Raw genomic sequence first — 25,656 nt, 5'->3', positions numbered from 1 at the left:
GAACACCACGGCGAGCCGCCATGTCCTGAGCTGGGCGGAGCGCCGTGCGACCTCCGCCGGGTCAGCCGTCGGTGCGCGGAAGCAGGCCACCTTCCAGGGAGCCACCATGCTAAGCAGTTGGTTAGCTCGGGGCGAGGTCTCAGCCAAACCGTGATGATTCCGTGCAGCCACGGTATGGAAGGGCTCTCCCCCGCGAAGCGGTCGGTTCCCGGACGGGAACGACACTCGCCCGCTCCCTCGGGAACGCTCCCTGGGCCGTCTTCTCGCAGCACCCGGCCCCACCGAGGCACGACAGATCGGCGACCGCCACCACCGACAAGCGCCGCGGCAAGAACGAGCGCCACCCCTGTCGGGGGGGGACCCTCGCATCGGTATTCGGCCATGGGCGGAGATGCCGACGCCCGGCATGCACGGGCCGAAGTCACCCGTCTGATCACCGCCGGTCCGGGGGCGTCCCGAGTGCTGGTGCCGACCTTCGACGAGGTGACCACGTCTACGGCGCGCTCCGCGCCGGTGCGAGCGGATTCGCGGTCACGGACCCCTGCGACCGGTCCAGGGCATCACACCGCCGCGCGATCAGCACAGCGTGGGCCGCGGAACTCGTTGCCCCATGACCTGGACGAACTCCGTACCGCGGACCACTATGAAGCCTGCCTCAATACGCAACCGCAGATGCCACGGGCCCACGTGAGTCATACTGCGGCCCGGACTACCACGGACGCGGATGCACGACAACACCCGGGATGTTCCCATCCCGTCCCGGCAGTTGGACCTTGCCCGCTCTCAGGAGGAGACCCAGCAGCCGTGAGCCCACACGACGAGACCGTCGGCTCCCCCGGCGAGCGAATGGTGCAGAAGCAGTTCGGCACCGCCGACCGCGCGGCCGACTTCTACGACCGGCAGATGCATGACTTCCTCACGCCCCCCATGCGGGAGTTCATAGCCCGACAGACCATGGTGTTCCTGTCCACGGCCGACGCGAGCGGCGCCTGCGACTCCACCTTCCGCGCCGGGCCGCCCGGGTTCGTCACCGCGCTGGACGCCCGCACATTGACCTACCCCGAATACCGCGGCAACGGCGTGCTGGCCAGCGTCGGAAACATCACCGAGAACCCTCATCTCGGTCTGCTCTTCATCGACTTCACTCGACACCACATAGGCCTGCACATCAATGGAGCGGCCGAACTGCGCACCGAGCAGGAGCAACGTGCCGAATACCCGAGCCTCCCGATGGACGCAGCACCCGGCCGACAGCCGCAGATGTGGATACACATGACGGTCGAGGAGGCGTATGTCCACTGCTCCAAGCACATCCCGCACCTGGAACCCGCTCCACGGCCGCGCGCCTCGGAAATGAATCGCCCCAAGGATGCCGCATACTTCACCGACCGGATGCCCGCCTACCCCGCGGCGTCCGGGGCGGACTCCGGCGAGAGCCCTCCGGAATCCCGTCGGCTCCGTCGATGGCTCCGGCGCTGACGGACAACGAGCCGGACCCACTCATGCGGCACGGTGTTGTGCGTATGCCAACTCACCGGTCAGCTCAAACAGTTGGCTCGCGGCACGCTACGCGCCGGGCCACCACCCGGCCGGGCGGACGATGCCCAGCAGCAACAGCACCAGCTCGTCGACGACCTGATCGAGCGTCGCGTCCACCCAGCCGGCCCTCCAGTCGTGGAGGAGACCGTTCACACTGCCGATGAAGGCCGCCGCGGCGACCCGGTAGTCACGAGGCGCCGCCTCACCCCGCCCGACCGCCGCCGCGGCTTCCGCGCAGATGAGATCCACCCAGCGGGAGCGCCGGGCCAGACGCTGCTCCTCCAGCCGCGGGCTGACACCGATGATCTCGACGAATGTGATCCGGATACGGCGTGGATCGCCGGTGACGTTGGCGGCATAGGCGCGGAAGGCCGCCGCGGCGCGTTCCGCGATCGGCAGACCGTCCACATCGACGAGCGCGGCAAGGGCGGCCTCCTCCGCCCAGTCGTTGACCTGAAGGTGCAGGGCGGCGAGCACGTCTTCGAGGGTGCGGAACTCCTCGTAGAACTGACGGGTGGACAGTCCCGCGGCCTCGCTCAGAGCGGCCACGGTCGTGGCGCGGTAGCCGGGACTGTCGCCGAAGAGCTGGAGCCCGGCAGCAAGAAACCGCTGACGCCGGTCGGCCTGCCGTTCCTCGGCGGACCTGCCTGCGTAACGGCCAGTCGGTTGTCTGAGCCTGCCCGCCACTGACCCCTCCCTCGTCGGTCCGCACCATTTTCTCGTGTCGTGAGCCTTGTGGAGTGTCCCCCCTCTCGTTACTTTCCAGTAGCCCAATCTGAATGGACGCGTATTCAGATTGGGCGGAGCAGGCCCGAGGCCCAGCTGTTGAGGCACAACTCACCGCGCTCCACTACGACTTCCGGCACCGCCAGTACCACTTCCGCACCACGAGGCCCCACTCGCCCCCACGGAAGGAACGACGATGTCTCTGCCCACAAGGCGGCGTTCACAGCGGATCGTCTCCGTGCGTGTTCCCCAGCGCCGCCCGTCCCTGCGCTCGCTCAGCGCTCTCGCCACAGCCTTCACCATGGCCGTCGTGGGCCCGGCGGCAGCGGCCGCCGCGCCCACCGCTCCTCGAGTGACGACCGGCGGCGCCGCACATGCCGGCGCAGCCGATCTCAGGGAGGTGATGTTCGTGGGCAACAACTGGGACGGCACCGCCGACGTCATCGCGTCCCACGGCGACTTCTCCAAGATCGGCCGCATCAACGTCATACCGGACAAGGCCCAGCGGCTCACGGAGATCTACCTCAACCCGGTCAAGCTGATCTACTTCCTCGGCATCCGCAACGGCCCCGGCGAGGGACACGACCAGTTCGTCGACGACATGTACTCCACCCCGGACGGCTCGGCGATGGTCGTCTCCCGCCCGAGCTTCGCCGACGTCGTGTCGATCGACATGACCACCGGCCGGGTCAACTGGCGCTTCCCCGTCTCCGGATACCGCTCCGACCACATGGCGGTGTCCCCCGACGGCACCCGCGTCGCCCTCTCGGCCTCCACCTCCAACACCGTCCATGTGCTCGACATCCGGACCGGGAAGCAGCTCGGGTCGTTCAAGACCGGCGACAAGCCGCACGAGAACGTCTTCACCGACGGTGGCAAGTATCTGTGGAACATGTCGATCGGCGAGGTCAACACCGCGCTCGACGACCCCGCCATGGACTGGACGAAGGGCGATCGCCGCATCACCGTCGTCGACGCCGCCGCTTTCAAGGAGGTGAAGGTCATCGACATGCGCTCGCGGCTCGACGCCTTCGGCCGCAAGGACTTGTCCGACGCGGTGCGGCCCGTCGCCTTCACACCGGACCAGTCCAAGCTCTACTTCCAGGTCTCCTTCTTCAACGGCTTCCTCGAGTACGACATCGCATCCGACCGGATCACCCGGGCGAAGACGCTGCCGAAGAACCCGGCTACCAGCGAAGACCGCACCACATGGGTAAACGACTCCCGCCACCACGGTATGTCGATGAACTCCGCGGGCGACAAGCTGTGCATCGCCGGGACCATGGACGACTACGCGACGATCGTCGACCGGAACTCGCTCCAGGAGGGGCCGCTGGTGCCGGCCTCGAAGCCGTACTGGGCGACCGTGAGCGGCGACGGCACATCCTGCGTCATCTCGGAGAGCGGCGCCGACCGCGTCACTGCGATCGACTTCGCCACCGGCAGAAAGGTCGCGTCCGTAGCGGTCGGCGACCACCCGCAGCGTGTACGCATCGCCCATGTGGCCGCCGACTGGACCAGCCCCGCCGGCTGAGCTCTGCGCCGCCGCCCGTATCCGCCGCCGGCTCCGGCACGAGCGGCCCTCCGGTTGGACTGCGAGTGAGCCCGTGGGACGGCGCAGCCGCCGGTTGGCGACTGCGCCGTCATTATCCGATCAGGCCGCCGCTCGTCAGGGAGTTGCGGTGGGGTTGATGCCGAGGAGCACGGTGCCGATGACACCTTGGCTGAGCGTGCTGCCGACCATGGTGATGGCGAGCAGCGTCGACGACCCGCCGTTGCGGTAGATGCCGTCCTGGGCGTTGAGCGTGCGGCGGGCGGTGTTGGTCCGGTACGGGGTGAGGGCGGCGACCTGTGTGTTGTAGTTCTCGGGGAAGTACAGCTGGCCGGTGTGGGAGACGTGCCCGCCCTCGTACGTGCCGCCGGAGACGGTGCCGCCGACGTGCGTCTTGAGGTGGATGTGCAGGGCGCGGCCGGCGTACCAGCCGGGGTAGATGGTGGTGAACTCGGCGACGCCGCTGGAGTTGGTGAGCTGAACACCGCGCAGGAAGGTGGTGTCCGGAGTCGAGCCGCCGGCGACGTAACCGGAGTAGATCCCACGCGCGTCGCAGTGCCATATGTCGACGGCGACATTCGGGATCGGGGCGCAGGTTCTGGTGTCGATCACCGTGGTGCGCAGGGTGAGCGGCACGCCGGGCCTGCCTTCGGTGATGTTTTTGCGGACCGTCTCCAGGTCCAGGTAGTAGGGGCCTTCCGTCTGTTCGGGAGTCAGCACGCATGCGGCTTCGAGCGTGGCGGCTGCCGGTGCCTGTTCGATTTGGGGGCTCGTCCCGAGCCCTTCGGGGGCCGCCAGTCCCGCGGCGGCCAGTGACAGTGCGGTAGCGCCGAGTCCGGTGAGGACTGCGCGGCGGGATGCGTTCTCGCGGCCGTTGGACGGCTCGCCCTGGGGGTGGGGGGAATCGCTCATGAACGGAAAGATAGGCGTCCGCCGTGTGCATGACAAGAACATCTTTTGGCCACAAACGATTGCCTCGCGGTTCAGGGTCCGCCGACGTAGCGGTCGAGTGCGGACGCTGTGCGGGGAGCGTGCCCGGCAGTGTGCCAGTTGTCCAGACCACATGGACGTCACCGTCCGCCGAGGATCGCTCGCCGATGGCCGGACAGCGCAGCCTTGAAGCGGGGATTGACCTGCACCCACACCCGAGCTGCGGCCCGCCGCGGAGCAACTCCCCCTCCCCGGCGGCCTCTCGAAGACATTCGAAGTCTTTGCCGACCCCGGCTCGTCGGCCATGGTGCGGAGTGGGCAGACGCCACTCCGCACACCCGACGCCGCGTGGCCTGATCCGCACCCACCTATAATTCGAGTCCGAACAACCGCGACCATTCGGAGGAGGGTTCGTGCCTGGTCAGCGATCCATCACTGAGACCGAGCGGATGGTCCGGGCCAAACTGGGCGACACACCGATCCGGCACGAGCAGATGGCCATGGTGGGCAACATCCACCGCGCGGCCGCAGCGGTGCGCCAGCATGTGGAGAACTCCGTGCTGCGCGGCTCCGATCTGACCTGGACCGGCTTCGTGGTGCTGTGGGTCGTATGGATCTGGGGCGAGATGGAGACCCGCCAGGTGGCCGAGGAAGCGGGGATCTCGAAGGGAACACTGACGGGCGTCGCGCGCACCCTCGAGTCGCGGGGGCTGGTCAGGCGTACCGAGCACCCCACCGACGGCCGACGGGTGCTGCTGGCCCTCACCGACAAGGGCGAGGCGCAGATGCACAGCCTCTTCCCGGAGTTCAACGCCGAGGAGGCCTTCGTCGCCGAGCAGTTGAGCGACGAGGAGTGCCTGCAGACGGCGAACGCACTGCGCCGCATCGTCGTACAGATCGAGGCGCATGGCGAGGAGCGCCGGATGCAGCTGCTCGACGGGGCTCCCCCGGTGCCGCGGCGCAGCGGCCGGCGCCCGAAGGCGTGAGCGACCGCCGCCAGGCATGAGCACGCACATCGCCGGGCCTGAGCACGCGCGCGGCCCCAGGCCTCACGATCCCACCGGTCGCACGATGCCTGACCTCACGCCGCCTCCGGCCTCACATACGGTCAGGCCCTTGACGGTGCGGACGCGGATTCATATCGTTTGATCTCAAACAACGGCGTTCGGGGCTCCGGACCAGCGACCTCACCACCGCACCTCGAGTCTCGCGCGCCCTGAAAGCCGCTCACGCCCTGGAGAAGTACACCGAGCTCACATCGACCTGGATCCAGCTGTGACAGCCCCAAGACCCCTGATCGCGCTCCCCGCCCGCTTCGCCGACTCCACCTCCGCGCTGCGGTACGCCGCCGAGGTCAACGCCCGTGCCCTCGTGGAGGCGGTGTGGCGGGCGGGCGGTGAGCCCGTGACCATCCATCCGTACGCCCCCGGAGGCATCGCCGATCCGGCCGGGGTCGCGGCCCGACTGGCCCGGTTCGACGGCCTCCTGCTTCCCGGCGGAGGCGACCTCGCCCCCCATCGCTACGGAGACCGGGGCCGCCACGACAGTGTGTACGACGTCGACGACGAGCAGGACGGCTTCGACCTCGAAGCCGCCCGCCAGGCGCTGCGCAGTGGTCTGCCGCTGCTCGCTGTCTGCCGCGGGCTCCAGGTCGTCAACACCGTTCTGGGCGGCACTCTGCACCAGGACATGGGCGGTCGCGAGCACCGCGATACGGTGCACCCCGTAGCAATACGGCCCGGTTCGCGGATCGCCCGGATCACCGGCGCCGAGAAGACCGAGGCCTCCTGCTGTCACCACCAGTGCGTCGACCGACTCGGTGACGGGCTGCGCATCACCGCCACGGCCGCCGACGGCACACCCGAGGCTGTGGAACTCACCGGAGCGCAGGGCTGGTTCGCGGCCGTGCAGTGGCATCCCGAGGACACCGCGCACGAGGATCCCGCCCAGCAACGGCTCTTCGACGCGCTCGTGCGGGCTTCCGGCGTTCTGTGATGGGCTGAGAGGTGTGGGGCCGGATCCCTGATGATCCGGGCCCACTCCTTGGCTCGGGGTCTCAGTCCCGCCCGGGCGGCCTGACGCCGCGGAACTCCCAGTCGCCGCCGAGCGCCGTTGAGAGCACCTCCTCCGACTCGGTGGGCTGCGCGCCCACGTCCGCGCGGATCGCGGCCGGGCCGCTGACGATGTGGTTGGTCAGCCGGCCGAGGCCGTCGACCTCCACCTCCACGACATCGCCGGGCTTGACCGGCCGCGAGTTGGCCGGCGTGCCGGACAGCAGAACGTCGCCGGGGAACAGGGTGATGGTGCGGGCGATGTCGGCAACGAGATAGTGCATGTCCCAGTTCATCTCGTCGGTCGAACCGTCCTGGACGACTTCGCCGTTGACGTATGTACGCAGCCGCTTGCCGTGGAAGTCCCAGTCGGTGACAAGGCCGGGGCCGAGCGGACAGAGCGTGTCGGAGCCCTTGACGCGCAGCATGGAGCCGGCGTCGGTGTCGCGGAAGTCGTGCAGGCCGAAATCGTTGGCGATGGTGTAGCCCGCGATGTACTCCCCCGCCCGGTCGGGCGCTACGTTGCGGCAGGTCCTGCCGATGACGATGGCGACCTCGCCCTCGTAGTTGAGCCATTTGCATCCCGCGGGGCGGACGATGGCGCCCTGGTGTGCGTTGAGCGACGACGTCGGCTTGTGGAAGTACGTCGGTGTGTCCGGGAGCCCGATCCGGAACTCGTCGACCCTGCTGCGGTGGTTGAGATGGACCGCGACGATCTTGGACGGGACGACCGGGGGGAGATGCCGTGCCTCGTCGGCCTTGACCCGGCGGCCGTCGCCGGCGACCAGCTCATCGCCGTCACGGACGGTCTCGACAACGGCGCCGTCGAGGAGGATGCGGCGGTACTCGGAGATCTCGGTCGTCTCAGGCATGTCAGCTCTCCTGGTCGGCATGCGGGTCGCGGTGGTGGTGCGGGTCGTGGCGCAGTCGGTGTGCGGCGTTAGGTGTGCCGGTCCCGGTCCAGCCCTCGGCCGGGCGGTCGAACCAGAGGTGTGCCTGGCCGGTGCCGATGGCGTTCTCGTACTCCCCGTACTGCCGCGCCCCGGCGATGCACTCACCCTCACCGAGCGCGCCCGCCATCATCAGATAGTGGAAGAACTTCGCCTCGGGCTTGTGCTTCCAGAATTCCGGCATGGTCTCAAGGACCTTGGCGTGGCGGCCCTCCTTGAACCAGGCGATGCGCTTGCGGTCGGCCTCCCGGGCCTCGGCGCTGAAGATGTGGGAAGGGTCGCTGGGCTCGTGTTCGCGCAGCTCGCGCAGCGGCCAGAACGTGTGCGAGAGGGCACCGGAGGCGATCAGCAGCACCTTGCGGCCGGGGGTCGCTGCGATGCCGTCGGCGAGGGCGCGGCCGAGCCGCAGGTGGTCCTCCATGTCGCCGGTCTGGCAGACGCCTATGGTGACCCAGCGCTTGTCCGGCAGCCCTTCCCCCAGGTACTTCCACAGGTTGACGGTGGCGTAGTGGATCGGCAGCCAGGTGTCGTCGGCGGCGGTGATCCAGGTGCCGTGTTTCCCGGCGAACCGAACGACGTTGTGGGCGAGTTCGGGGTCGCCGGGAAAGTCGTAGGGCATACGGCGCATCCCTCGCGGCAGCTCTTCGGAGGTGAACAGGCCGGCGCGGCGGTCCTGGGCGGTGATGACGAACTCGACGGTGGTCGCCCAGTGCGAGTCCAGGACGACGACGGTGTCGTAGCCGACGGCCCCGAAGACGTCCCGGCGCAGCTCCTGAAGGCCGGTGACAAGGGTGATCTCCTTGCCGTTGTTCAGCTCGAACCGGTCCTCCTGCGGGAGCACGATGGTGGGGACGTGCGAAAGCAGTCCCGCACCGACGATCTCACCCATGGTCCTGCCATCCCCTCGGTGCCGTCACGGTGTTCTTGATGTCGCAGTAGAAGTCGAAGCTCCAGGTGCCGCCTTCACGGCCGATACCGGAGTGGCGGGAGCCACCGAACGGTGCCTGAAGGTCTCGCACGAAGAAGCAGTTGACCCAGACGGTGCCCGCGACGAGCTGTGCGCCGACGCGCCCGGCGCGCTCACGGTCGCCGGTGACGACGGTGGCGGCAAGGCCGAAACGGGTGTCGTTGGCGAGAGCGACACCTTCGTCCTCGGTGCCGAAGGTCTGCAGCGTCAGTACGGGGCCGAAGACCTCCTCCTGGACGATCTCGCTGTCCTGCGCCACGTCGGCCAGCAGCGTCGGCCGGTAGAAGAGGCCGCCCAGCTCGGTGTTGGGGCCGCCGCCGATGACGGCGCGGGCCCCGGCCGCCAGCGCCCGCCGCACAAAGCCGTCGATCTTCTCGAGCTGGCGGGAGTGGATGTTGGGGCCGATGCCGGTGGCCTCGGCTCGTGGGTCGCCCTGCCGCAGCTGTTCCGCTTTGGCCACGAAGCGCCGGGTGAACTCGTCGGCGATCGAGTCCTCGACAAGGATGCGGGTGGCGGCCAGGCACACCTGTCCGGCGTTGTCGTACTGTTCCACGGCCAGGTCGACCGCGAGGTCGAGCTCTGCGTCCGCGAAGACCAGCAGGGGGGACTTGCCGCCCAGTTCGAAGCTGACGGGTGTCAGGTTGGCGGCGGTCGCGGCGGCAATCGTACGAGCGGTGGGCACCGAGCCGGTGAAGCTGACGCGCCGCACGTCCGGGTGCGAGACAAGAGCGCTGCCGGCCTCGCAGCCGTAACCCTGGACGACGTTGAGGACGCCGGCCGGGAGTCCCGCCTCGGCGGCGACGTCCGCCAGCAGGGATGCGGTGAGCGGGGACCACTCGGCGGGCTTGAGGATCACCGTGTTCCCGGCGGCGAGAGCAGGGGCGATCTTCCAGGTCGCGAGCATCAGCGGAGCGTTCCACGGCGTGATCAGGACACAGGGGCCGGCCGGGTCCCAGGAGACGTGGTTGGTATGACCGCGAGTGTCGAAGTCCTCGTGGCCGAGCTGGAGCAGCCGGTCCGCGAAGAAGCGGAAGTTGTGCGCGACGCGCGGTATGACGCCGCGGCGGTGGGAACGCAGCAGGGCGCCGTTGTCATGTGTTTCGACGATCGCCAGGTCCTCGATGCGTTTCTCGACGCCGTCGGCGATGGCGTGCAGAATGCGGGCGCGTTCTGCTCTCGGGGTGCCCGCCCAGGCGGGGAAGGCGGCCTTCGCGGCGGCGACGGCCGCCTCGGCCTCCGTCGCCGTCCCGCGGGCGATCTCGCCGAGCGTGCCGCCGTCGATGGGCGAGACGTCGGTGAAGGTCCCGGCGGAGGCCACGCGCTCGCCACCGATCCAGTGCCGGGTGTCGACGGTGACGCCGGCGACGGCGGTGATGTGTACGGTCATGTCCAGGTGCTCCAGATTGCGATGACGGTTGCGGGCGCCGCTGAACAGCCCCGTGAGGTCCTCCGGACGAGGGCTGGAAGAGGTGGGGCGCGGATTCGGGTCGGAACCCACGCGATGGAGCCCCGTGATCGAGCCGCACAACAGCACAGCGGACAGGGCGACAAGGGCCGGCCGCGGGCGCTACACGGCCCCGGACGTGCCGGACTCCAGCAAACGGCCTCCGTCCCAGACCACTCCCACCTGCCGGTAGTACGCCGCGATCGGCTCCCGTACATCCAGCCGCGCCAGCTCCTCCGTCGGCGCCTCGAACAGCTCGAGCTCGGCCTCGCCGCGCCAGGCCTGCCCGGCCTCGAAGGACGCGGCGCCGGTCTCGATGAGCTCGTCGAGCGCGAGCCCCTTGCCCTTCTCGATGGAGGGGAGCCAGCGGTGGTGGGCCATGGGGTGGCCGTTGACGAACCCGTTCGTCCCCGACTCCTCCCGCAACGTCACCACGGCCTGCGCGAGGCGCCGGTCGGCGGCCGCGAGGGTCGCCCCGAAGCGGGCGCCGCACTCGATTCGCGGGGCGGCCCCGTACGGATGCGGCCGGGTCTGATGGATCGAGCCGAGCTTCTTGGGGTAGCCCTGGTGCAGCCCGCGGGCGACAGCGAAGTCCTTGTCGACCCAGATGTAGACGCAGCGCGAGTACGTTCTCCCCCGGTAGGAGCAGCGGACCACGGCGAACGCCTCCTTGTACTGGGAGCGCACCGGGTCGAGCAGTTCCTCGCGGGAGCCGGAGCAGGACTGCCAGTCGGCCCAGATGAGGGCGACCGCACCGGGGTCCTCGTCGGTGAGCTCCAGCGGTTCGGGGAGCAGTTCGCGCACCCGGGCGGGATCGGTGCGGTACTCGACGGTGAGGAGGTCCCCGGAGTAGTGCCACGGGGGCGAGGGGATGAGTGATGAGATGCCCGTCGCCGTCTTGGGGTGGAAGTAACCGCGCGTCAGCGACACGATGTCTCCTCGGTGGGGTGGACAGACGCAGTTCGTTTGGATCCAAATAATAATCCTCCCGCACCCTCCGTCAACCCCGCCCGCCACCCGATTCACTTCCGTCCGGCCCGGCCCACGCGGGAGGCTTGCCAGCCAGGGACCCACCGAATACGTTTGAGCCCAAATGGAGCGCCGCCGGACGACCGGAAGGGGCATACCGTGTCCACCCAACCCTCCCCCGCGCATCCGGGCGCCACACCACAGGAACTCACCGCCCTCGCGGACGAGCTCTCCGCCCAAGGCATCGACCTCGTCCGGGTGCTGTGGAGCGATCTGCACGGAGTCGCCCGGGGCAAAGAGGTACACGTCAGCGAGTTGTCGCGGTTCGCCGGACCCGGCCTGTCCTTCTGCCAGGCCGTCATGGTCACCGACCTCGGCGGAAACCCGCTGGACCTGTCCGAAAGCTCGGGAAGCGGCTGGCCCGACGCACACGCCCGGATCGACCCGGCCACACTCGCGATCCCCGGCTACGCGCCCGCAACCGCGTTCCTGCTCGCCGACGTCACGGACTCGTCGAAGAACCACGCCCCGCTGCATCTGGACCCGCGGGGGCTGCTGCGCAACCAGGTCGACCGACTCGCCCGCCGCGGCCTCCATGCCGTCGCCGCGCCCGAGCTGGAGTTCTATCTGCTGACCCCGGACTCAGGGGCACCGCACGGCTGGCGGCAGTACTCCGAACACGACAGCGCCGGATACGCGGTCGGAGCGGCGCACGACCCCGATGGCCTGCTCCCGCTGCTGATCCGCGAATGCCATGCGCTCGGGCTGCGCGTACAGACCGGCAACCAGGAGTTCAGCGGCGGCCAGTTCGAGATCAACCACACGCACGGACCGGCGCTGGAGGCCGCGGACCGGGCTTTCCTCTTCAAGTACGCCGTCAAGGAGATCGCCGCGGCCCGCGGTCTGCGGGCCACCTTCATGGGCAAGCCCTTCGCCGACAAGGCGGGCAGCGGGCACCACGTCCATATGTCGCTCGTGAACGACGACGGCGGGAATCTGTTCGCCGATCCGTCGGGCGAGGGCGGTCTCAGCAGCCTCGGACAGTCTTTCCTCGCCGGCGTTCTGGAACACGCACCGGCGCTCACCGCCCTGCTCAACCCCACCGTCAACGCCTACAAGCGGCTCGCCTCGCCCGACTCGCTCGCACCCACCACCGCCAACTGGGGCTATGACAACAGGACCGCCTACGTCCGGATCCCGCCCGAGCGCGGGCCCGGCACCCGGATCGAGGTCCGCGTCGCCGACGGCGCCGCAAACTCCTACCTCGTCATCGCGGCCCTGCTCGCAGCGGGACTTGACGGCATCGATCGCGACCTGGCCCCGCCCCCGCCCCTCACGGAGAACCCGGGCACCGAGGGAGCGCCACTGCCCTCCTCGTTCGGCAGCGCTCTCAGCGCCCTCGAGGAGGACAAACTCCTCGGCGAAGCGCTCGGCCCCCGCTTCGTCGAGGTCTTCACCGCCCTCAAACGCCAGGAACACTCCCGCTTCGAACGCGCGGTCACCGACTGGGAGTTCCGCGAGTACGCACGCATGCTCTGACCACCTCACGAAGGGGAATCCATGGACCTGCAACACTGGCTCCGCGAAGCGGCACGATCCAACCAGGAGTGGTCGGCAGGCTTCGGCTCGTACACAACACACCCGTCACTCGCCGTCGATGACGACCGATTCACCGAGGTGTTCGAGGAGTTCACCGAACGACTGAAGAACAACTATCCCTTCTTCCACCCGCGTTACGCCGGGCAGATGCTCAAGCCACCGCACCCGGCCGCCGTGGTCGGCTATGTCACCGCCATGCTGATCAATCCCAACAACCATGCGCTGGACGGCGGTCCAGCCACGGCAGCGATGGAACGCGAGGTGGTCCAGCAGCTGGCCACCATGTTCGGCTTCGGCACCCATCTCGGCCATCTCACCACCAGCGGCACCGTCGCCAACCTGGAGGCACTCTTCGTCGCCCGTGAACTCCACCCCGACCAGGGTGTCGCCTACAGCGCGGAGGCCCACTACACGCACGGCCGGATGTGCGGTGTGCTGGGTGTCGAGGGGCACGCCGTGCCCACGGACGACCGGGGCCGCATGGATATGGACGCCCTCGAAGAGCTGCTGCGCACGGGCCGGGTCGGCACGGTCGTGCTCACCGCCGGCACCACCGGCCTCGGCGCGATCGACCCCGTCCATCAGGCACTCCTCCTGCGGGAGAAGTACGGCATACGCCTCCATGTCGATGCCGCCTACGGAGGCTTCTTCACGCTGCTCGCCGGCGCCGAGGGAGCGGCCGGTCTGCCCGATGCCCCGTGGCGCGCCATCGCCCGGTGCGACTCGGTGGTGGTCGACCCGCACAAGCATGGGCTCCAGCCGTACGGCTGCGGCGCGGTCATCTTCGCCGACCCCGAGGTGGGCCGCTTCTATCTGCACGACTCGCCCTACACGTACTTCACCTCCACGGAACTGCATCTCGGCGAGATCAGCCTGGAGTGCTCCCGCGCCGGCGCCTCGGCCGCGGCCCTGTGGCTCACCTTCCAACTGCTGCCGCCCACAACCGACGGCCTGGGCAACGTCCTCGCCGCCGGCCGCCGAGCCGCCCTGCGCTGGTCGGAACTGATCGAGGCCTCGGACGCCCTGGAGCTGTACCAGTCCCCCGAGCTCGACATCGTGTGCTACTTCCCCGCGACCGACCCGGCCGCCCTGTCCGCCATCGACACGGCCTCGGAACGCGTGCTGCAGCAGGGCATGACCGAGCGGGACCCGGTGTTCCTCAGCACGCTGCGGGCGGATGCCCATGCCTTCGCGGCACGCCACCCCAAGGTGACCACCGACGCGGAGGGAGCGCGCATCCTGCGCAGTGTGCTGATGAAGCCGGAGTCCGAGGACCATGTGCAGCAGCTGCACACCCGGCTCGAGCAGCTCGCGCGACCGTCCTAGCAGGCGGCCCGGAGGTTGGTCCAGACCTATTAACGATAGGTCTGGACCTTTTTATCGTGTGGTGCATCACCTCACGCGAGTCTCCAGGCCTGCCCCGATCGCCCGCCCCACCCAACGCGGTTCACCAACTCACCCAGCGCCAGGCCGTCATGGACGCCTTCGATGCGGTGATAGCCAGAAACAGCGAGAAGGGAGCACGGCATGATCGGTCGGAGGTTACGTCTTCTGGGTGTCGGCCTGGCGATGGCTTGTGTCGTGCAGGTGCTGGTCGCCGCGGCGCCGAGTTCACCGCGAGCCGCCACCTGCGCGGTCAGGTCGAAGCCCTCGGGCAAGGTGCTCCAGGGGTACTGGGAGAACTGGGACGGCGCGGCGAACGGCGTTCACCCGCCCTTCGGTTGGACTCCGATCACTGACACCCGCATCCGCGATCACGGCTACAACGTGGTCAATGCGGCCTTCCCGGTTATTCGTTCGGACGGCACCGTCCTGTGGGAGGACGGGATGGACGCGACGGTGGAGGTCGCCACCCCGGCCGAGATGTGCCAGGCCAAGGCTGCCGGTCTCACGATCCTGATGTCCATCGGCGGTGCGACGGCCGGTATCGACCTCAGCTCCAGCACCGTCGCCGACCGGTTCGTCGCAACGGTGGTGCCGATCCTCAAGGCGTACAACTTCGACGGCATCGACATCGACATCGAGACGGGCCTCATCGGCAGCGGCAACATCAACCAGCTGTCGGCCTCGCAGGCCAACCTCGTTCGCATCATCGACGGCGTACTTGCCCGGATGCCCTCGAACTTCGGCCTGACGATGGCGCCCGAGACGGCCTACGTCACGGGAGGCAGCGTGGCGTACGGCTCGATCTGGGGCGCGTACCTGCCCATAGTGAAGAAGTACGCGGACAACGGCCGGCTCTGGTGGCTGAACATGCAGTACTACAACGGCAGCATGTACGGGTGCTCCGGCGACTCCTACTCCGCGGGCACCGTCCAAGGGTTCACCGCGCAGACGGACTGCCTCAACAAGGGGCTGGTCGTCCAGGGCACCACGATCAGGGTTCCCTATGACAAGCAGGTTCCAGGACTGCCGGCGCAACCGGGCGCCGGGGGCGGCTACATGTCGCCGAACCTGGTGTCGCAGGCCTGGAACAAGTACAACAACGGCTTGAAGGGACTGATGACCTGGTCCATCAACTGGGACGGGTCGAAGGGCTGGACGTTCGGGAACAACGTCAAGGCCCTCCAGGGCCGCTGAAACCGACAGCACCGCGCGGCAGGTGACCGCTACCAGTCCTTTTCGGTGCCGCCCATCTTGGCACCGGCGAGGACGCTCACCCGGCCTGTGTCGTCGTAGACGTCCTGACGCCACGTGGCAAAGGCGTCCGCCACCCGCCGCATGTGCTCCTCATCCGATCGGAAGCCTTCCCGCATCCAGATCCGCGCCTCATTGCGGTCCCCCACCTTGCGGATGATGACCTTGCCGACCATGGGAGGCAGGACGTCGTCGGACTTGACGGCGTTCGAGGAGAGGTAGCCGCGGAAGTCGGCCTTCGCGTCGTACCAGCCCGCCATCTCCTCCTCTGACGTCACAACCGGATCGCCGTCGCCCTCGGTCGTCAGGTCGGGATGCTCCGCTCCGGACTCGTCGGTCGTCTCGTCCGTGCTCCCCTCCGCCGTCCCCGACTGCCCCTGAGAGCCACCACCGGCCACCACTTCGCCCGCCCCCGGCCGCTCGTGTCCACACGCCACCAACAGCCCACAGCAGAGTAAGGCCACCACTGTCGCGGCCCCCGCGCGCCGCACACCTCGGCCAGTCGTCATCAAGACCCTCCCCGATTCGCATACTGTTCCCCGCTGTCCAGATGCGCACAGAGCCGGTTCCGTTCCCTCTGCGGCTCAGCCTGCCGCGGACGGCCCCCCGCCGTGATGACGCTCCGGCGCAGGCAGCCCACGCCACACGGCCCGCGTACCTTCGGGCGAATATCGCGCGGGGGCGTGGCACGAAGGGCCCAGGGTGGTACGAGCTTGTGGATGTCCACACCAACGGATCCACAGTCCAGCAGTCCGGACCCCGGCGGGCCGCCCGCCGGGCGCCGGCACCGGATCCGTACGGCGTCGCGTCAGGCACTGCGCGGCATCACCCCTTCGCCGGCCGGAAAAGCGGGCGGCCGGCGCCCGCCACCCCGCTCCCGGCCCGGCGGCGAGCCCCGGGTGCTCCCCGCCCTTCAGACGGCTGCCGCGTACTCCTGGCGGATCCTCGTGGTGGGCGGCCTCGTGTACGCCGTCTTCTCGGTGCTGGGGCGGTTCCACGAGATCGCCGTGGCTGTCTTCCTCGGCATGGTCATCACCGCAATGCTCCGGCCACTGGCCGACCTCCTGGCGCGCGTTGTGCCACGACCGCTCGCCGTCGCCGTGTCCCTGCTCGGCAGCATCATCGTCGTCCTCGGGGTCCTGACGCTGGTCGGCGAGGCGGTGGCGGGAGAGCAGGCCGGTCTGGTGCGGGAGTTCCGGGCAGGCTTCGTCAGAATCGAGCACTGGCTCGAGGGGCCGCCGTTCGAGCTCAACTCCGGGGCACTCACCGACATCCAGTCCCGGATCGGGAGGTTCCTGTCAAGCCACCGGGCCACCCTCTTCAGTACGGCACTCAGCGGCGCCGGCCGGCTGGTCGAAGTCCTGACCGTGTTCGCCCTGGCCCTGTTCTCCTCGGTCTTCTTCATCCACTCCGGCGACCGGCAATGGCGCTGGTTCTGCGACCAGCTTCCGCCGGCGGCGGGGGAACGGGTGTCGATCGCGGGCAGCGCGGCCTGGGAGACGTTCACCGGCTACACCCACGGCATCGTGCTGGTGGCCGGGACCAACGCGATCCTGGTCGGCGTGGCCCTCTTCGCTCTCGGCGTGCCGCTCGCGCTCCCGCTGGCTCTGCTGGAGTTCTTCGCCGCCTTTGTTCCGCTGATCGGCTCACCCATCGCCCTCGCGGTCGCCGCCGTGGTGGCTCTGGCGGCCAAAGGCCCGCTCATCGCGGCCATGGTCGTCGCCCTCATCGTGATCATCGGGCAGATCGAAGGCCATCTGCTGCATCCGATCGTGATGAGCTGGGCCGTTCGGCTGCATCCGGTGGTGGTCGCGCTCACGGTCATCGGCGGCGCTATCGCGGCCGGAGTACTGGGGGCGGTGGTGGCCGTGCCGCTGGTGTCCGTCCTCTGGTCGGTCTATCTGGCGCTGCGCCGGGCGCGTGAAGCGGAGACGCCGCAGAACCCGGCCCCGGCCGGGGGACGGGACCGTAAGGCCCGTGGCGAACCTTCGCCGCCCGCGAAGTGAGTCCCGGCAACCAACGTCACCGTGGGGACCGATGCCGGGGGAAGAGCCGACGCCCCGGCCCTTGTCGGGACCGGGACGCCTCGCGTGCTCCTGTGTCAGCCGGTGTAGGCGGCGAAGATCTTCGAGAACTCGTACGCGGACTGCGGGATGTTCGTGCACATGTACAGGGCACCTGTACAGGCGTTGCGGTCGCGGGTCGCCTCCCAGAAGGCCAGTTCCCCGAGATGCCTGCCCTGCGCGAACGTGACCAGCCGGCGTGCGTCGGCCTGGTCGAAGATGTGCCCGTCGTCGTTCTGGCCGAGCATCGGCGTCACACCGACCATCGCCCATGTCTGAGCGTCGCTCTTGGCCGGGTACAGCGACTGGAGCTGGGTGTACGTGCTCTGTGCGGCCTGCACCGCGGCGTCGCCGTAGTCGACATTCCGGTAGTAGTCCATCGCCATGACGTTCACGACGTCGAGATTCACACCCGCGTCCCGCGCCGATTTGACCACAGCCAGCCCGTCGGCGGTCAGCCCCTCCGGGAGAACGGGCAGCGTGAGGGAGATCCGCAGCCCCGGGTGGGCCTGTTGGAGACGCGCCATGGCCTGCGAACGGCGGCTGACCGAGGCCGGGTCGGCGGTGGCCGCCCCCTCGATGTCGAAGTCGGCGTACGTCAGGTCGTACGCGGTGACGACCGCGTTGTACTCGGCGTACAGCGCGTCGACCGACGAACATGCCTGAGCCAGTTCGATACCGCTTGCGCCGCCGAAGGAGATGTTGACGTCGCCGCCGCCCGTGCGGATGGCGTCGATCTGGTCCCTGGCCCAGCCGGCCCGCGGGTCATAGGCGTTGAACCACATGGCCTTGCAGGCCGATGCGGTGACGAAGGCCATCGTGAAGCTCTTGAGCCCGCTCGCCGACGCCATTGCGGGCATGCTCGGGGTCGGCCAGGCCCCCATGTCGACGTACGGCGCGGTGCGCACCCCGCCGGCCGGGGGTGTACCGCCGCCCGTGCCTGTCGTACCGCTGACCGCGGCGCTGTAGGCCGAGGTGTTACCGGCAGCGTCCTTGGCCCGGACGCGGAACGCGTAACCGGTGCTCGCCTGCAGTCCGGTGGCGGTGTACGAGGTGCCGGTCACGGTGACCGGCGTGCCGCCGTCGCGGGAGACCTCGTAGCCCGCGACCGCGCCCGAGTTGTCGGTCGACGCCGTCCAGCTCACGGTCAGGGTCGAACCGGTCGCCGAGCCGACCCTCACGCCGGACGGCACGGTCGGCGCCGTCGTGTCGCCGTCGCCTGAACTGCCTTGGCAAGGTGCGCTGTTGAGCTTGCAGTTCGCCGGTGTGCCGCTCCCGCCGGACACCCAGCCGAACGTCGCGGTCGCGCCCGGTGCCAACGACCCGTTGTACTCACGGTTCGTGAAGGTGTAGTGGCTGCCGCTCCGGGTGAGCAGCGCGTCCCAGTACGAGCCGACCGAGGTATCCGAAGGCAGGTCGAACTCGACGGTCCAGCCGGTCAGTGGGGAGCTGCCGCCGTTGGTGATGGTGTACGCGCCCTGGTAACCGCCGTCCCAGGTCGATGTTTTCGAGAACGCCGCCGTCGGCGTGGCCGCGGCGGCGGGTGGGGCCAGAAACAGGACCAGGGCCCCGATGAGCGTGACGACCAGCGTCAAAGATCTTCGCATGTGCTGCCTCCACCGAGTGGGAACAAGCGCGGATTCGAGCCTCCGGATTGAGCACGCCTGCTTGGTCTATACCAAAGCGTCTGGCATGTACGTACCGAGCGCAGGGCATCTCGTCAAGCCGGCGCTCGCACGGGCCGTGCTCTGCGGCCGTCCGGAGCGAGCCGCGACATGCGGCGCCGCGACCGATGAGTTTTCGTTTGTCGTCACGTCCATACCTCTGAGCGGGAAGCGACATGAGGAGCGGTGATGACCGACACGCAGAAGCGGGTCCAGGAAGCGATCGACCGGATGGTCGACTCCGGTGCGGAACGCGGTGTGCAAGTCGCCGTACACCGGCACGGCGAGCTGTTGGTCGACGCCGTCGCCGGCGTCGCCGATCCGGAGACCGGACGGCCCGTGACGCCGGGGACCGTGTTCTACAACTTCTCCATCGGGAAGGCCGCGACATCGGCCGTGGCGCATGTGCTCGCGGAGCGCGGCGCCTTCGGCTACGACACTCCGGTGGCGGAGCTGTGGCCGGAGTTCGCCGCGCACGGCAAGGGCGCGGTGACCGTACGGCACGTTCTGACGCACTCGGCCGGAGTGCCGGGCGTGCAGATGGGCACCTCGGTGGAAGATCTGTGCGACTGGGAGTCGATGTGCGCGGCGATCGCCGATGCCGAGCTGTGGTGGGAACCGGGCACGGCGGTCGGATATCACGCCTACACCTTCGGCTACATCGTCGGCGAGATCGTGCGCCGGGTGACCGGCAAGCCCATCTCGCAGGTACTCCAGGAGGTCGTGAGCGGGCCGCTGGGCGTGGCCGACGAGCTCTACTTCGGCATGCCCCTCTCCGAACACAGCCGGCTTGCCCGGCTGGAGGACGAGGCGGGCGCGGCGGAGATGCCGGCCGGCCTGCCGGAGGATCTGCCGATGTTCAAGGCGGGGCCGCTCCCCCTGTTCCCGACGGCCGAACTCGGCAATCGCACCGACGTCCTTGCCGCCGACATCCCGGCCGGCGGCAAGACCTCGGCCCGTGCCATGGCGCGTCTGTACGCCGGACTGCTGGGCGACGTTCCCGGTGTCCCGCTGATCTCGCCGGAGCGGCTCCGTGAGGTCACGGCCGTTACGGCCGAGGGCACCGACCGGGTCTTCGGCAACGAGAGCTCGTGGGGGCTGGGCTACTCGATCGGTCTCCCCAGCAGGGAGGGGGCGACGAGCGCGTTCGCGATGGGCGGCGCCGGCGGGAGCTTCGCCTACGGGGACACGGCAACCGGTATCGCGTTCGCGCTGACCAAGAACCGGCTGACCGCGGACTTCTCCGCCGCCATGGAGCTGATCGGGATCGTGAACGAGGCCACGACCGAAGACTGACAGGCTCGTGGCTGGTGAGTGGACCGCGTGCTCGCGGAGCCCTTCGCACCGCTCTCGCCGCAGGAGCGGGATCTGCTCCATTCACTGCTGATGCGACTGCTGCCCGAACAGGGCGGCCGCGACACCGACGAGCATCAAGCCCCCACCAGATAGGCGTGTTCTTGCCCGTTACGGTCCGGACCGGAGGAAGATTTCCGGCGAGGTGCAGTCCGTCCAGGTACGGCACCTCATCCACGCCAGTGGGAGCCCTTTTCAGTGCCGTGGCCCCGACTCGAAACCGACACCGCAATGAACGGTACGCACGACCAGGCCGTACTGCTGGCTGGCAACGACACCTGGACCGTCACCGCCACGGCCGGGCCGCCATCCGCCCGGCCGGGCAGGAAGGGACCTGCTGTGACCCTGTCTTCCTCGAAGGCCAGACTCGCTTCCCTGCGCGCCGACCTCGAGCGCCGCAACCCAGCCCAGCCCGAATTCCATCAGGCTTCAACGGAAGTGCTGGAGACCCTGGCTCCCGTACTCGCCGCCCGTCCCGAGTACGCGCAGCCGGGGCTCATCGAGCGCCTCTGCGAACCAGAACGGCAGATCATCTTCCGGGTGCCCTGGCAGGACGACCGCGGCGCAGTGCACGTCAACCGAGGATTCAGGGTGGAGTTCAACAGCGCACTCGGCCCCTACAAGGGCGGCCTGCGCTTCCACCCATCGGTGAACCTGGGCGTCGTGAAGTTCCTCGGCTTCGAGCAGATCTTCAAGAACGCCCTCACCGGACTGGGTATCGGCGGCGGCAAGGGCGGCAGCGACTTCGACCCACGAGGTCGTTCGGACGCCGAAGTCATGCGCTTCTGCCAGTCCTTCATGACAGAGCTTCACCGGCACATCGGCGACCACACCGACGTCCCGGCCGGCGACATCGGCGTCGGCGGCCGCGAAATCGGCTATCTCTTCGGCCAGTACCGGCGTATCACCAACCGCTGGGAGGCGGGCGTACTCACCGGCAAGGGCCAGGGGTGGGGCGGCTCGGCGATGCGCACCCAGGCGACCGGCTACGGCAGCGTGCTCTTCGCGGCCGAGATGCTGAGCCGGCGGGGAGAAGAGCTCGCGGGCCAGGGAGCGGTGGTCTCCGGCTCGGGCAACGTCGCCGTCCACACCATCGAAAAGCTGACGCGCAGCGGCGCCCATCCCATGACCTGCTCCGACTCCGAGGGCTATGTGGTGGACGAGAAGGGCATCGACCTCGAGCTGCTCAAGCAGATCAAGGAGGTCGAACGCGCGCGCGTCAGCGAGTACGCGAAGCGCCGTGGCACCTCCGCCCGCTACGTTCCCGGCGGCCGGGTGTGGGACGTGCCCTGCGACGTCGCCTTCCCTTCGGCCACCCAGAACGAGCTCGACGCCGACGGCGCTCGCGCCCTGGTCCGCAACGGGGTCAAGGCCGTCTCCGAGGGCGCCAACATGCCCACCACTCCGGATGCGGTGCGCATTCTGCAGGACGCAGGTGTGGCCTTCGGCCCGGGCAAGGCCGCCAATGCCGGCGGTGTCGCCGTCAGCGCCCTGGAGATGCGCCAGAACGCCGCCCGCGACTCCTGGACACCCGGGCGCGTGGAGGACGAACTCGCCGAGATCATGCGCGATATCCATCGCGTCACCTACGAGACCGCCGAGCGCTACGGAGCACCGGGCGACTATGTGACCGGAGCGAATATCGCAGGCTTCGAGCGCGTCGCGGACGCGATGCTGGCCCAGGGACTCATCTGACGGGAGCGGCAGCTGTGGACGGTGGGCCCGGCCGACCCCGGGCCCACGCAGCGAACCAATGACTGCCGCTGCGCGAACCATTGACGAAGCAGGGGCGCGGTTCTAGCTTCATCGCGTTGATTTCATACGTCATATATGAGACGCGATACGCGAGATCTGGGAGTGTCCATGGCTTTCGCCCCGAGCCCGATCCCCTCCCGGACCCAGTACGTGCTGGAAGCGATCAAACACGCCATCCTCACCGGCGGCCTCAGCCCCGGCCAAGCCCTCGTCGAGACTGAACTCGCCGCACAGTTCGGGGTGTCGAAGACGCCGGTACGGGAAGCGCTCAAGACTCTGGCCGGCACCGGCCTGGTCGTCATGAGCCAGTACAAGGGCGCCACCGTCCGCATGGTCGACGCGGACATGGCGCGCGAGGTGTACGACGTGCGGCTGCTGCTGGAGCCGGAGGCGCTGCGGCGGTCCGTCGAGGGCTCGGCGGATCTGGAGGCCGCCGAGCACGCGCTGCTCAAGGCCGACGACTCCGCCGACCGGGCCGAACGCTCGCTGGCCAACCGGGAGTTCCACCGTGCCCTGTATCTGCCGTGCGGAAATCCGCTGCTCGCGCGGATGCTCGACGAGGTACGGGATCAGGCGGCCCTTGTCTCGACCGTGGCCTGGGCCGCCGAGCCGTCCTGGGAGCGGGAGGCTCTCGAGCACCGGGAGATTCTGCGGCTCGCGCTGGCCGGGGATGCCGATGGAGCGGCCCGCGCCCTGCGCGAACACATCGCCGGTTTCGTACAGCGGGCGTTTCCCGAAGGAGCAGAAGCATGACCACCCCTGATCTCACGTCCTTGCGCGCCGCGCTCGCCGATGTCGTAGCGATCCCTGTCACGCCCTTCACCGCGGACGACACCCTCGACACCGACGCTCACCGCGCCCTGCTCGGACGGCTGCTCGACAGCGGCGTACATACCGTCACTCCGAACGGCAATACCGGGGAGTACTACGCGCTGAGCCCCGAAGAGCGGCGCGCGGTCGCGGAGTTGACGATCGATGAGGTGGGCGACCGGGCCGCGGTTCTGGTGGGTGTCGGCCTGGACCTGCCGACCGCCGTCGCGGCCGCCGAGCATGCCCGTTCCGCGGGCGCAGGAATGGTGATGGTGCATCAGCCTGTGCACCCGTACCTCTCGCAGAACGGCTGGACGGACTACCACCGTGTGATCGCCGAGGCCGTCCCGGAGCTCGGTGTCGTCCCGTACATCCGCAATCCGCAGCTCGGTGGTGACCACCTCGCCGAACTCGGGGACTTGTGCCCCAATGTCATCGGCGTGAAGTACGCCGTTCCCGATGCCACAAGGTTCGCCGCCTTCGCCCGGGACGCCGGCCTGGACCGCTTCGTCTGGGTCGCGGGACTCGCCGAGCTGTACGCGCCGTCCTACTTCGCGGGCGGCGCCACCGGCTTCACCTCCGGTCTGGTCAATGTCGCCCCGGCCGTCTCGCTGAACCTGCTGGCCGCGCTGCGTGCGGGCGACTACCCGGCCGCGATGGGGATCTGGGAGCGGATCCGGCCCTTCGAGGAACTGCGCGCCGCTCATCAGTCCGCCGACAACGTGACGGTGGTGAAGGAGGCCCTCGCCTCGCTCGGTCTGTGCCGGCGCGACGTCCGTCCGCCGAGCCGCGCGCTACCGGAAGCGCATCGTGCGGCGGTCGCCGGACTCGTGGCCGGATGGGCCGTATGACCGTCGAGCGCCCCGGGGAACTACGCAGTCACCAGTGGTACGGAACGGACGGGCTGCGCTCGTTCAGCCATCGCGCCCGCACCCGCCAGCTCGGCTATCTGCCCGAGGAGCACCTGGGCAAGCCCGTCATCGCGATCCTCAACACCTGGTCCGACATCAACCCCTGCCATGTCCATCTGCGTGACCGGGCGCAGGCAGTCAAGCGCGGTGTCTGGCAGGCCGGCGGCTTCCCTCTCGAATTCCCGGTCTCCACACTCTCCGAGACATTCCAGAAGCCGACCCCGATGCTCTACCGCAACATGCTGGCGATGGAGACCGAGGAACTGCTGCGCTCCTATCCGGTGGACGGCGCGGTACTGATGGGCGGCTGCGACAAGTCCACGCCTGCGCTGCTGATGGGCGCCGCCAGCGCCGACCTGCCCACCGTGTTCGTACCGGCCGGGCCGATGCTGCCGGGCCACTGGCGCAATGAAGTACTCGGCTCCGGCACGGACATGTGGAAGTACTGGGACGACAAGCGTGCCGGGCTGATCGGCGACGCGGAGATGGCAGAGCTGGAGAACGGCCTGGCCCGCTCCCCCGGCACCTGTATGACCATGGGCACCGCCTCCACACTGACGGCGGCGGCCGAGGCGCTGGGCGTCACCGTCCCCGGCGCGTCGTCCATTCCGGCCGTCGACTCCGGGCACGAGCGGATGGCCGCCGCGTCCGGACGGCGGATCGTCGACCTGGTGCATCGGGACCGGAAGCTCTCGCAGATTCTCACCCGGGATGCGTACGAGGACGCCGTCGCCACTGTCCTGGCCCTCGGCGGCTCGACCAACGCCGTGATCCATCTGATCGCGATGGCCGGACGCTCGGGCGTGCGGCTCACGCTCGACGATTTCGACCGCATCGCCCGTACGGTGCCGGTGCTGGCCAACCTCCGTCCCGGCGGCCGCTATCTGATGGAGGACTTCCACTTTGCCGGAGGACTCCCGGCGTTCCTGACCCGGTTGACGGACGTACTGCATCTGGACCGGCCCACCGTCGCGCACGACACTCTGCGCGAACAGCTCGAAGGCGTCCTCGTCCACAACCCCGATGTCATCCGCCCGCGCGAGAATCCTCTCGCCGAGGAGGGTGGCCTGGCAGTGCTGCGCGGCAACCTCTGTCCCGACGGCGCCGTCATCAAGCACATCGCCGCCGAACCCCGCCTCCTCAAGCACACCGGACCCGCCGTGGTCTTCCCCGACTACAGGACGATGCAGCGAACCATCAACGATCCGGAGCTCGGCATCACCACCGACCATGTACTGGTGCTCCAGGGCGCGGGTCCCAAGGGTGGCCCCGGCATGCCCGAGTACGGCATGCTGCCGCTCCCCGACCACCTGCTCAAGCAGGGTGTACGGGACATGGTGCGGATCTCCGACGCCCGGATGAGCGGCACCAGCTACGGCACCTGTGTACTGCACATCGCCCCCGAATCGCACATCGGCGGCCCGCTGGCGCTGGTCCGCAGCGGGGACCTCATCACCCTGGACGTCGCGGCGCGCACCCTCAGGCTCGAGATCCCGGACGAGGAGCTCGAGCGGCGCAGGGCTGAATGGACACCGCCGCCACAGCGGTACGACCGGGGCTACGGCGCCCTGTACACCGAGCAGATCAACCAGGCCGAAACCGGCTGCGACTTCGCCTTTCTCGCCCGGCGCGGCAGGAACCCCGATCCCTACGCGGGCTGAGCTCCTCCCCCGCGCCTCGACGCCCTCGTGGGTCCCCTGACATCTGTCAGGGACGGACCGCGCGCCACGGGCTCC

22 protein-coding genes are annotated in these 25,656 nt (G+C 69.0%); 14 read left to right on the top strand and 8 right to left on the bottom strand.

Annotation, left to right across the window (positions count from 1 at the left end; genetic code table 11):
• Positions 1-804: 804 nt before the first annotated feature.
• Positions 805-1,479 (top strand): pyridoxamine 5'-phosphate oxidase family protein, encoded by a 675-nt coding sequence (locus OG966_RS36835; RefSeq protein WP_326654428.1) that lies wholly within the window; start codon positions 805-807, stop codon positions 1,477-1,479.
• Positions 1,480-1,566: 87 nt separating this feature from the next.
• On the opposite strand, the gene OG966_RS36830 is transcribed toward OG966_RS36835, so the two are convergent.
• Positions 1,567-2,226 carry a TetR/AcrR family transcriptional regulator gene (locus OG966_RS36830; RefSeq protein WP_326654427.1) on the bottom strand — a complete coding sequence of 220 codons (660 nt, stop codon included), beginning with the start codon at positions 2,224-2,226 and terminating at the stop codon, positions 1,567-1,569.
• A 340-nt stretch (positions 2,227-2,566) separates the two neighbouring features.
• On the opposite strand from OG966_RS36830, the gene OG966_RS36825 reads away from it, so the two are divergent.
• Positions 2,567-3,799, top strand: coding sequence for a YncE family protein (locus tag OG966_RS36825; protein WP_326655522.1), 1,233 nt, complete (start codon positions 2,567-2,569; stop codon positions 3,797-3,799).
• Between the two features lie 135 nt (positions 3,800-3,934).
• Here the strand turns inward: OG966_RS36825 and OG966_RS36820 are convergent, their stop codons facing one another.
• On the bottom strand, positions 3,935-4,729 hold the full coding sequence (locus OG966_RS36820) for an intradiol ring-cleavage dioxygenase (RefSeq protein WP_326654426.1): 795 nt from the start codon (positions 4,727-4,729) through the stop codon (positions 3,935-3,937).
• A gap of 431 nt (positions 4,730-5,160) precedes the next feature.
• Between OG966_RS36820 and OG966_RS36815 the strand changes: the two genes are divergently transcribed.
• Both OG966_RS36815 and OG966_RS36810 read left to right on the top strand, forming a co-directional pair.
• On the top strand, positions 5,161-5,733 hold the full coding sequence (locus OG966_RS36815) for a MarR family winged helix-turn-helix transcriptional regulator (protein ID WP_326654425.1): 573 nt from the start codon (positions 5,161-5,163) through the stop codon (positions 5,731-5,733).
• Between the two features lie 289 nt (positions 5,734-6,022).
• Positions 6,023-6,742, top strand: coding sequence for a gamma-glutamyl-gamma-aminobutyrate hydrolase family protein (locus OG966_RS36810; protein ID WP_326654424.1), 720 nt, complete (start codon positions 6,023-6,025; stop codon positions 6,740-6,742).
• 61 nt (positions 6,743-6,803) lie between these two features.
• Here OG966_RS36810 and OG966_RS36805 read toward each other — a convergent pair whose 3' ends face one another.
• From OG966_RS36805 to OG966_RS36790, 4 genes are all read right to left on the bottom strand, one after another.
• Positions 6,804-7,652, bottom strand: a complete 849-nt coding sequence (locus OG966_RS36805; RefSeq protein WP_326655521.1) for a fumarylacetoacetate hydrolase family protein — start codon at positions 7,650-7,652, stop codon at positions 6,804-6,806.
• A 19-nt stretch (positions 7,653-7,671) separates the two neighbouring features.
• Positions 7,672-8,637 (bottom strand): 3,4-dihydroxyphenylacetate 2,3-dioxygenase, encoded by a 966-nt coding sequence (locus tag OG966_RS36800; protein ID WP_326654423.1) that lies wholly within the window; start codon positions 8,635-8,637, stop codon positions 7,672-7,674.
• The gene (locus OG966_RS36795; RefSeq protein WP_326654422.1) at positions 8,630-10,102 is read right to left on the bottom strand and encodes an aldehyde dehydrogenase; all 1,473 of its coding nucleotides are present in this window, start codon (positions 10,100-10,102) and stop codon (positions 8,630-8,632) included. The genes OG966_RS36800 and OG966_RS36795 overlap by 8 nt, the downstream gene beginning before the upstream one ends.
• Positions 10,103-10,282: 180 nt before the next feature.
• The gene (locus OG966_RS36790; RefSeq protein WP_326654421.1) at positions 10,283-11,089 is read right to left on the bottom strand and encodes an acetoacetate decarboxylase family protein; all 807 of its coding nucleotides are present in this window, start codon (positions 11,087-11,089) and stop codon (positions 10,283-10,285) included.
• Between the two features lie 198 nt (positions 11,090-11,287).
• Here OG966_RS36790 and OG966_RS36785 point away from each other — a divergent pair, with 198 nt between their 5' ends.
• The 3 genes from OG966_RS36785 to OG966_RS36775 all read left to right on the top strand — a co-directional run bounded on the left by OG966_RS36785 (position 11,288) and on the right by OG966_RS36775 (position 15,307).
• Positions 11,288-12,667 carry a glutamine synthetase family protein gene (locus tag OG966_RS36785; protein WP_326654420.1) on the top strand — a complete coding sequence of 460 codons (1,380 nt, stop codon included), beginning with the start codon at positions 11,288-11,290 and terminating at the stop codon, positions 12,665-12,667.
• Between the two features lie 21 nt (positions 12,668-12,688).
• The gene (locus OG966_RS36780; protein ID WP_326654419.1) at positions 12,689-14,053 is read left to right on the top strand and encodes a pyridoxal phosphate-dependent decarboxylase family protein; all 1,365 of its coding nucleotides are present in this window, start codon (positions 12,689-12,691) and stop codon (positions 14,051-14,053) included.
• A 201-nt stretch (positions 14,054-14,254) separates the two neighbouring features.
• Entirely contained in the window at positions 14,255-15,307 is a 1,053-nt protein-coding gene (locus OG966_RS36775; RefSeq protein ID WP_326654416.1) for a chitinase, read from the top strand.
• Positions 15,308-15,336: 29 nt separating this feature from the next.
• On the opposite strand, the gene OG966_RS36770 is transcribed toward OG966_RS36775, so the two are convergent.
• Positions 15,337-15,873 (bottom strand): hypothetical protein, encoded by a 537-nt coding sequence (locus tag OG966_RS36770; RefSeq protein ID WP_326654414.1) that lies wholly within the window; start codon positions 15,871-15,873, stop codon positions 15,337-15,339.
• Between the two features lie 210 nt (positions 15,874-16,083).
• On the opposite strand from OG966_RS36770, the gene OG966_RS36765 reads away from it, so the two are divergent.
• Positions 16,084-17,370 (top strand): AI-2E family transporter, encoded by a 1,287-nt coding sequence (locus OG966_RS36765; protein ID WP_326654413.1) that lies wholly within the window; start codon positions 16,084-16,086, stop codon positions 17,368-17,370.
• 95 nt (positions 17,371-17,465) lie between these two features.
• Here the strand turns inward: OG966_RS36765 and OG966_RS36760 are convergent, their stop codons facing one another.
• Entirely contained in the window at positions 17,466-19,034 is a 1,569-nt protein-coding gene (locus OG966_RS36760) for a cellulose binding domain-containing protein (RefSeq protein ID WP_326654412.1), read from the bottom strand.
• A gap of 246 nt (positions 19,035-19,280) precedes the next feature.
• Here OG966_RS36760 and OG966_RS36755 point away from each other — a divergent pair, with 246 nt between their 5' ends.
• The 6 genes from OG966_RS36755 to araD all read left to right on the top strand — a co-directional run bounded on the left by OG966_RS36755 (position 19,281) and on the right by araD (position 25,581).
• Entirely contained in the window at positions 19,281-20,387 is a 1,107-nt protein-coding gene (locus OG966_RS36755) for a serine hydrolase domain-containing protein (RefSeq protein WP_326654411.1), read from the top strand.
• A gap of 27 nt (positions 20,388-20,414) precedes the next feature.
• Complete coding sequence (locus OG966_RS36750) at positions 20,415-20,540, top strand: hypothetical protein (RefSeq protein WP_326654410.1); 126 nt, start codon at positions 20,415-20,417, stop codon at positions 20,538-20,540.
• A gap of 243 nt (positions 20,541-20,783) precedes the next feature.
• Positions 20,784-22,139, top strand: coding sequence for an NADP-specific glutamate dehydrogenase (gdhA, locus tag OG966_RS36745; protein ID WP_389176802.1), 1,356 nt, complete (start codon positions 20,784-20,786; stop codon positions 22,137-22,139).
• A gap of 168 nt (positions 22,140-22,307) precedes the next feature.
• A complete protein-coding gene (locus tag OG966_RS36740; protein ID WP_326654409.1) occupies positions 22,308-22,952 on the top strand; it encodes a GntR family transcriptional regulator in 645 nt (214 codons plus the stop codon).
• Positions 22,949-23,860: a dihydrodipicolinate synthase family protein gene (locus OG966_RS36735; protein WP_326654408.1), complete on the top strand. Its 912-nt coding sequence runs from the start codon at positions 22,949-22,951 to the stop codon at positions 23,858-23,860. Before OG966_RS36740 ends, OG966_RS36735 begins: the two co-directional genes overlap by 4 nt.
• Positions 23,848-25,581, top strand: a complete 1,734-nt coding sequence (araD, locus tag OG966_RS36730; RefSeq protein ID WP_326654407.1) for an L-arabinonate dehydratase — start codon at positions 23,848-23,850, stop codon at positions 25,579-25,581. Before OG966_RS36735 ends, araD begins: the two co-directional genes overlap by 13 nt.
• Positions 25,582-25,656 lie beyond the last annotated feature (75 nt).

This window comes from Streptomyces sp. NBC_01750 (assembly GCF_035918095.1).
In the GTDB taxonomy this organism is placed as follows: domain Bacteria; phylum Actinomycetota; class Actinomycetes; order Streptomycetales; family Streptomycetaceae; genus Streptomyces.
This window is presented reverse-complemented; position numbering and strand designations above follow the sequence as displayed.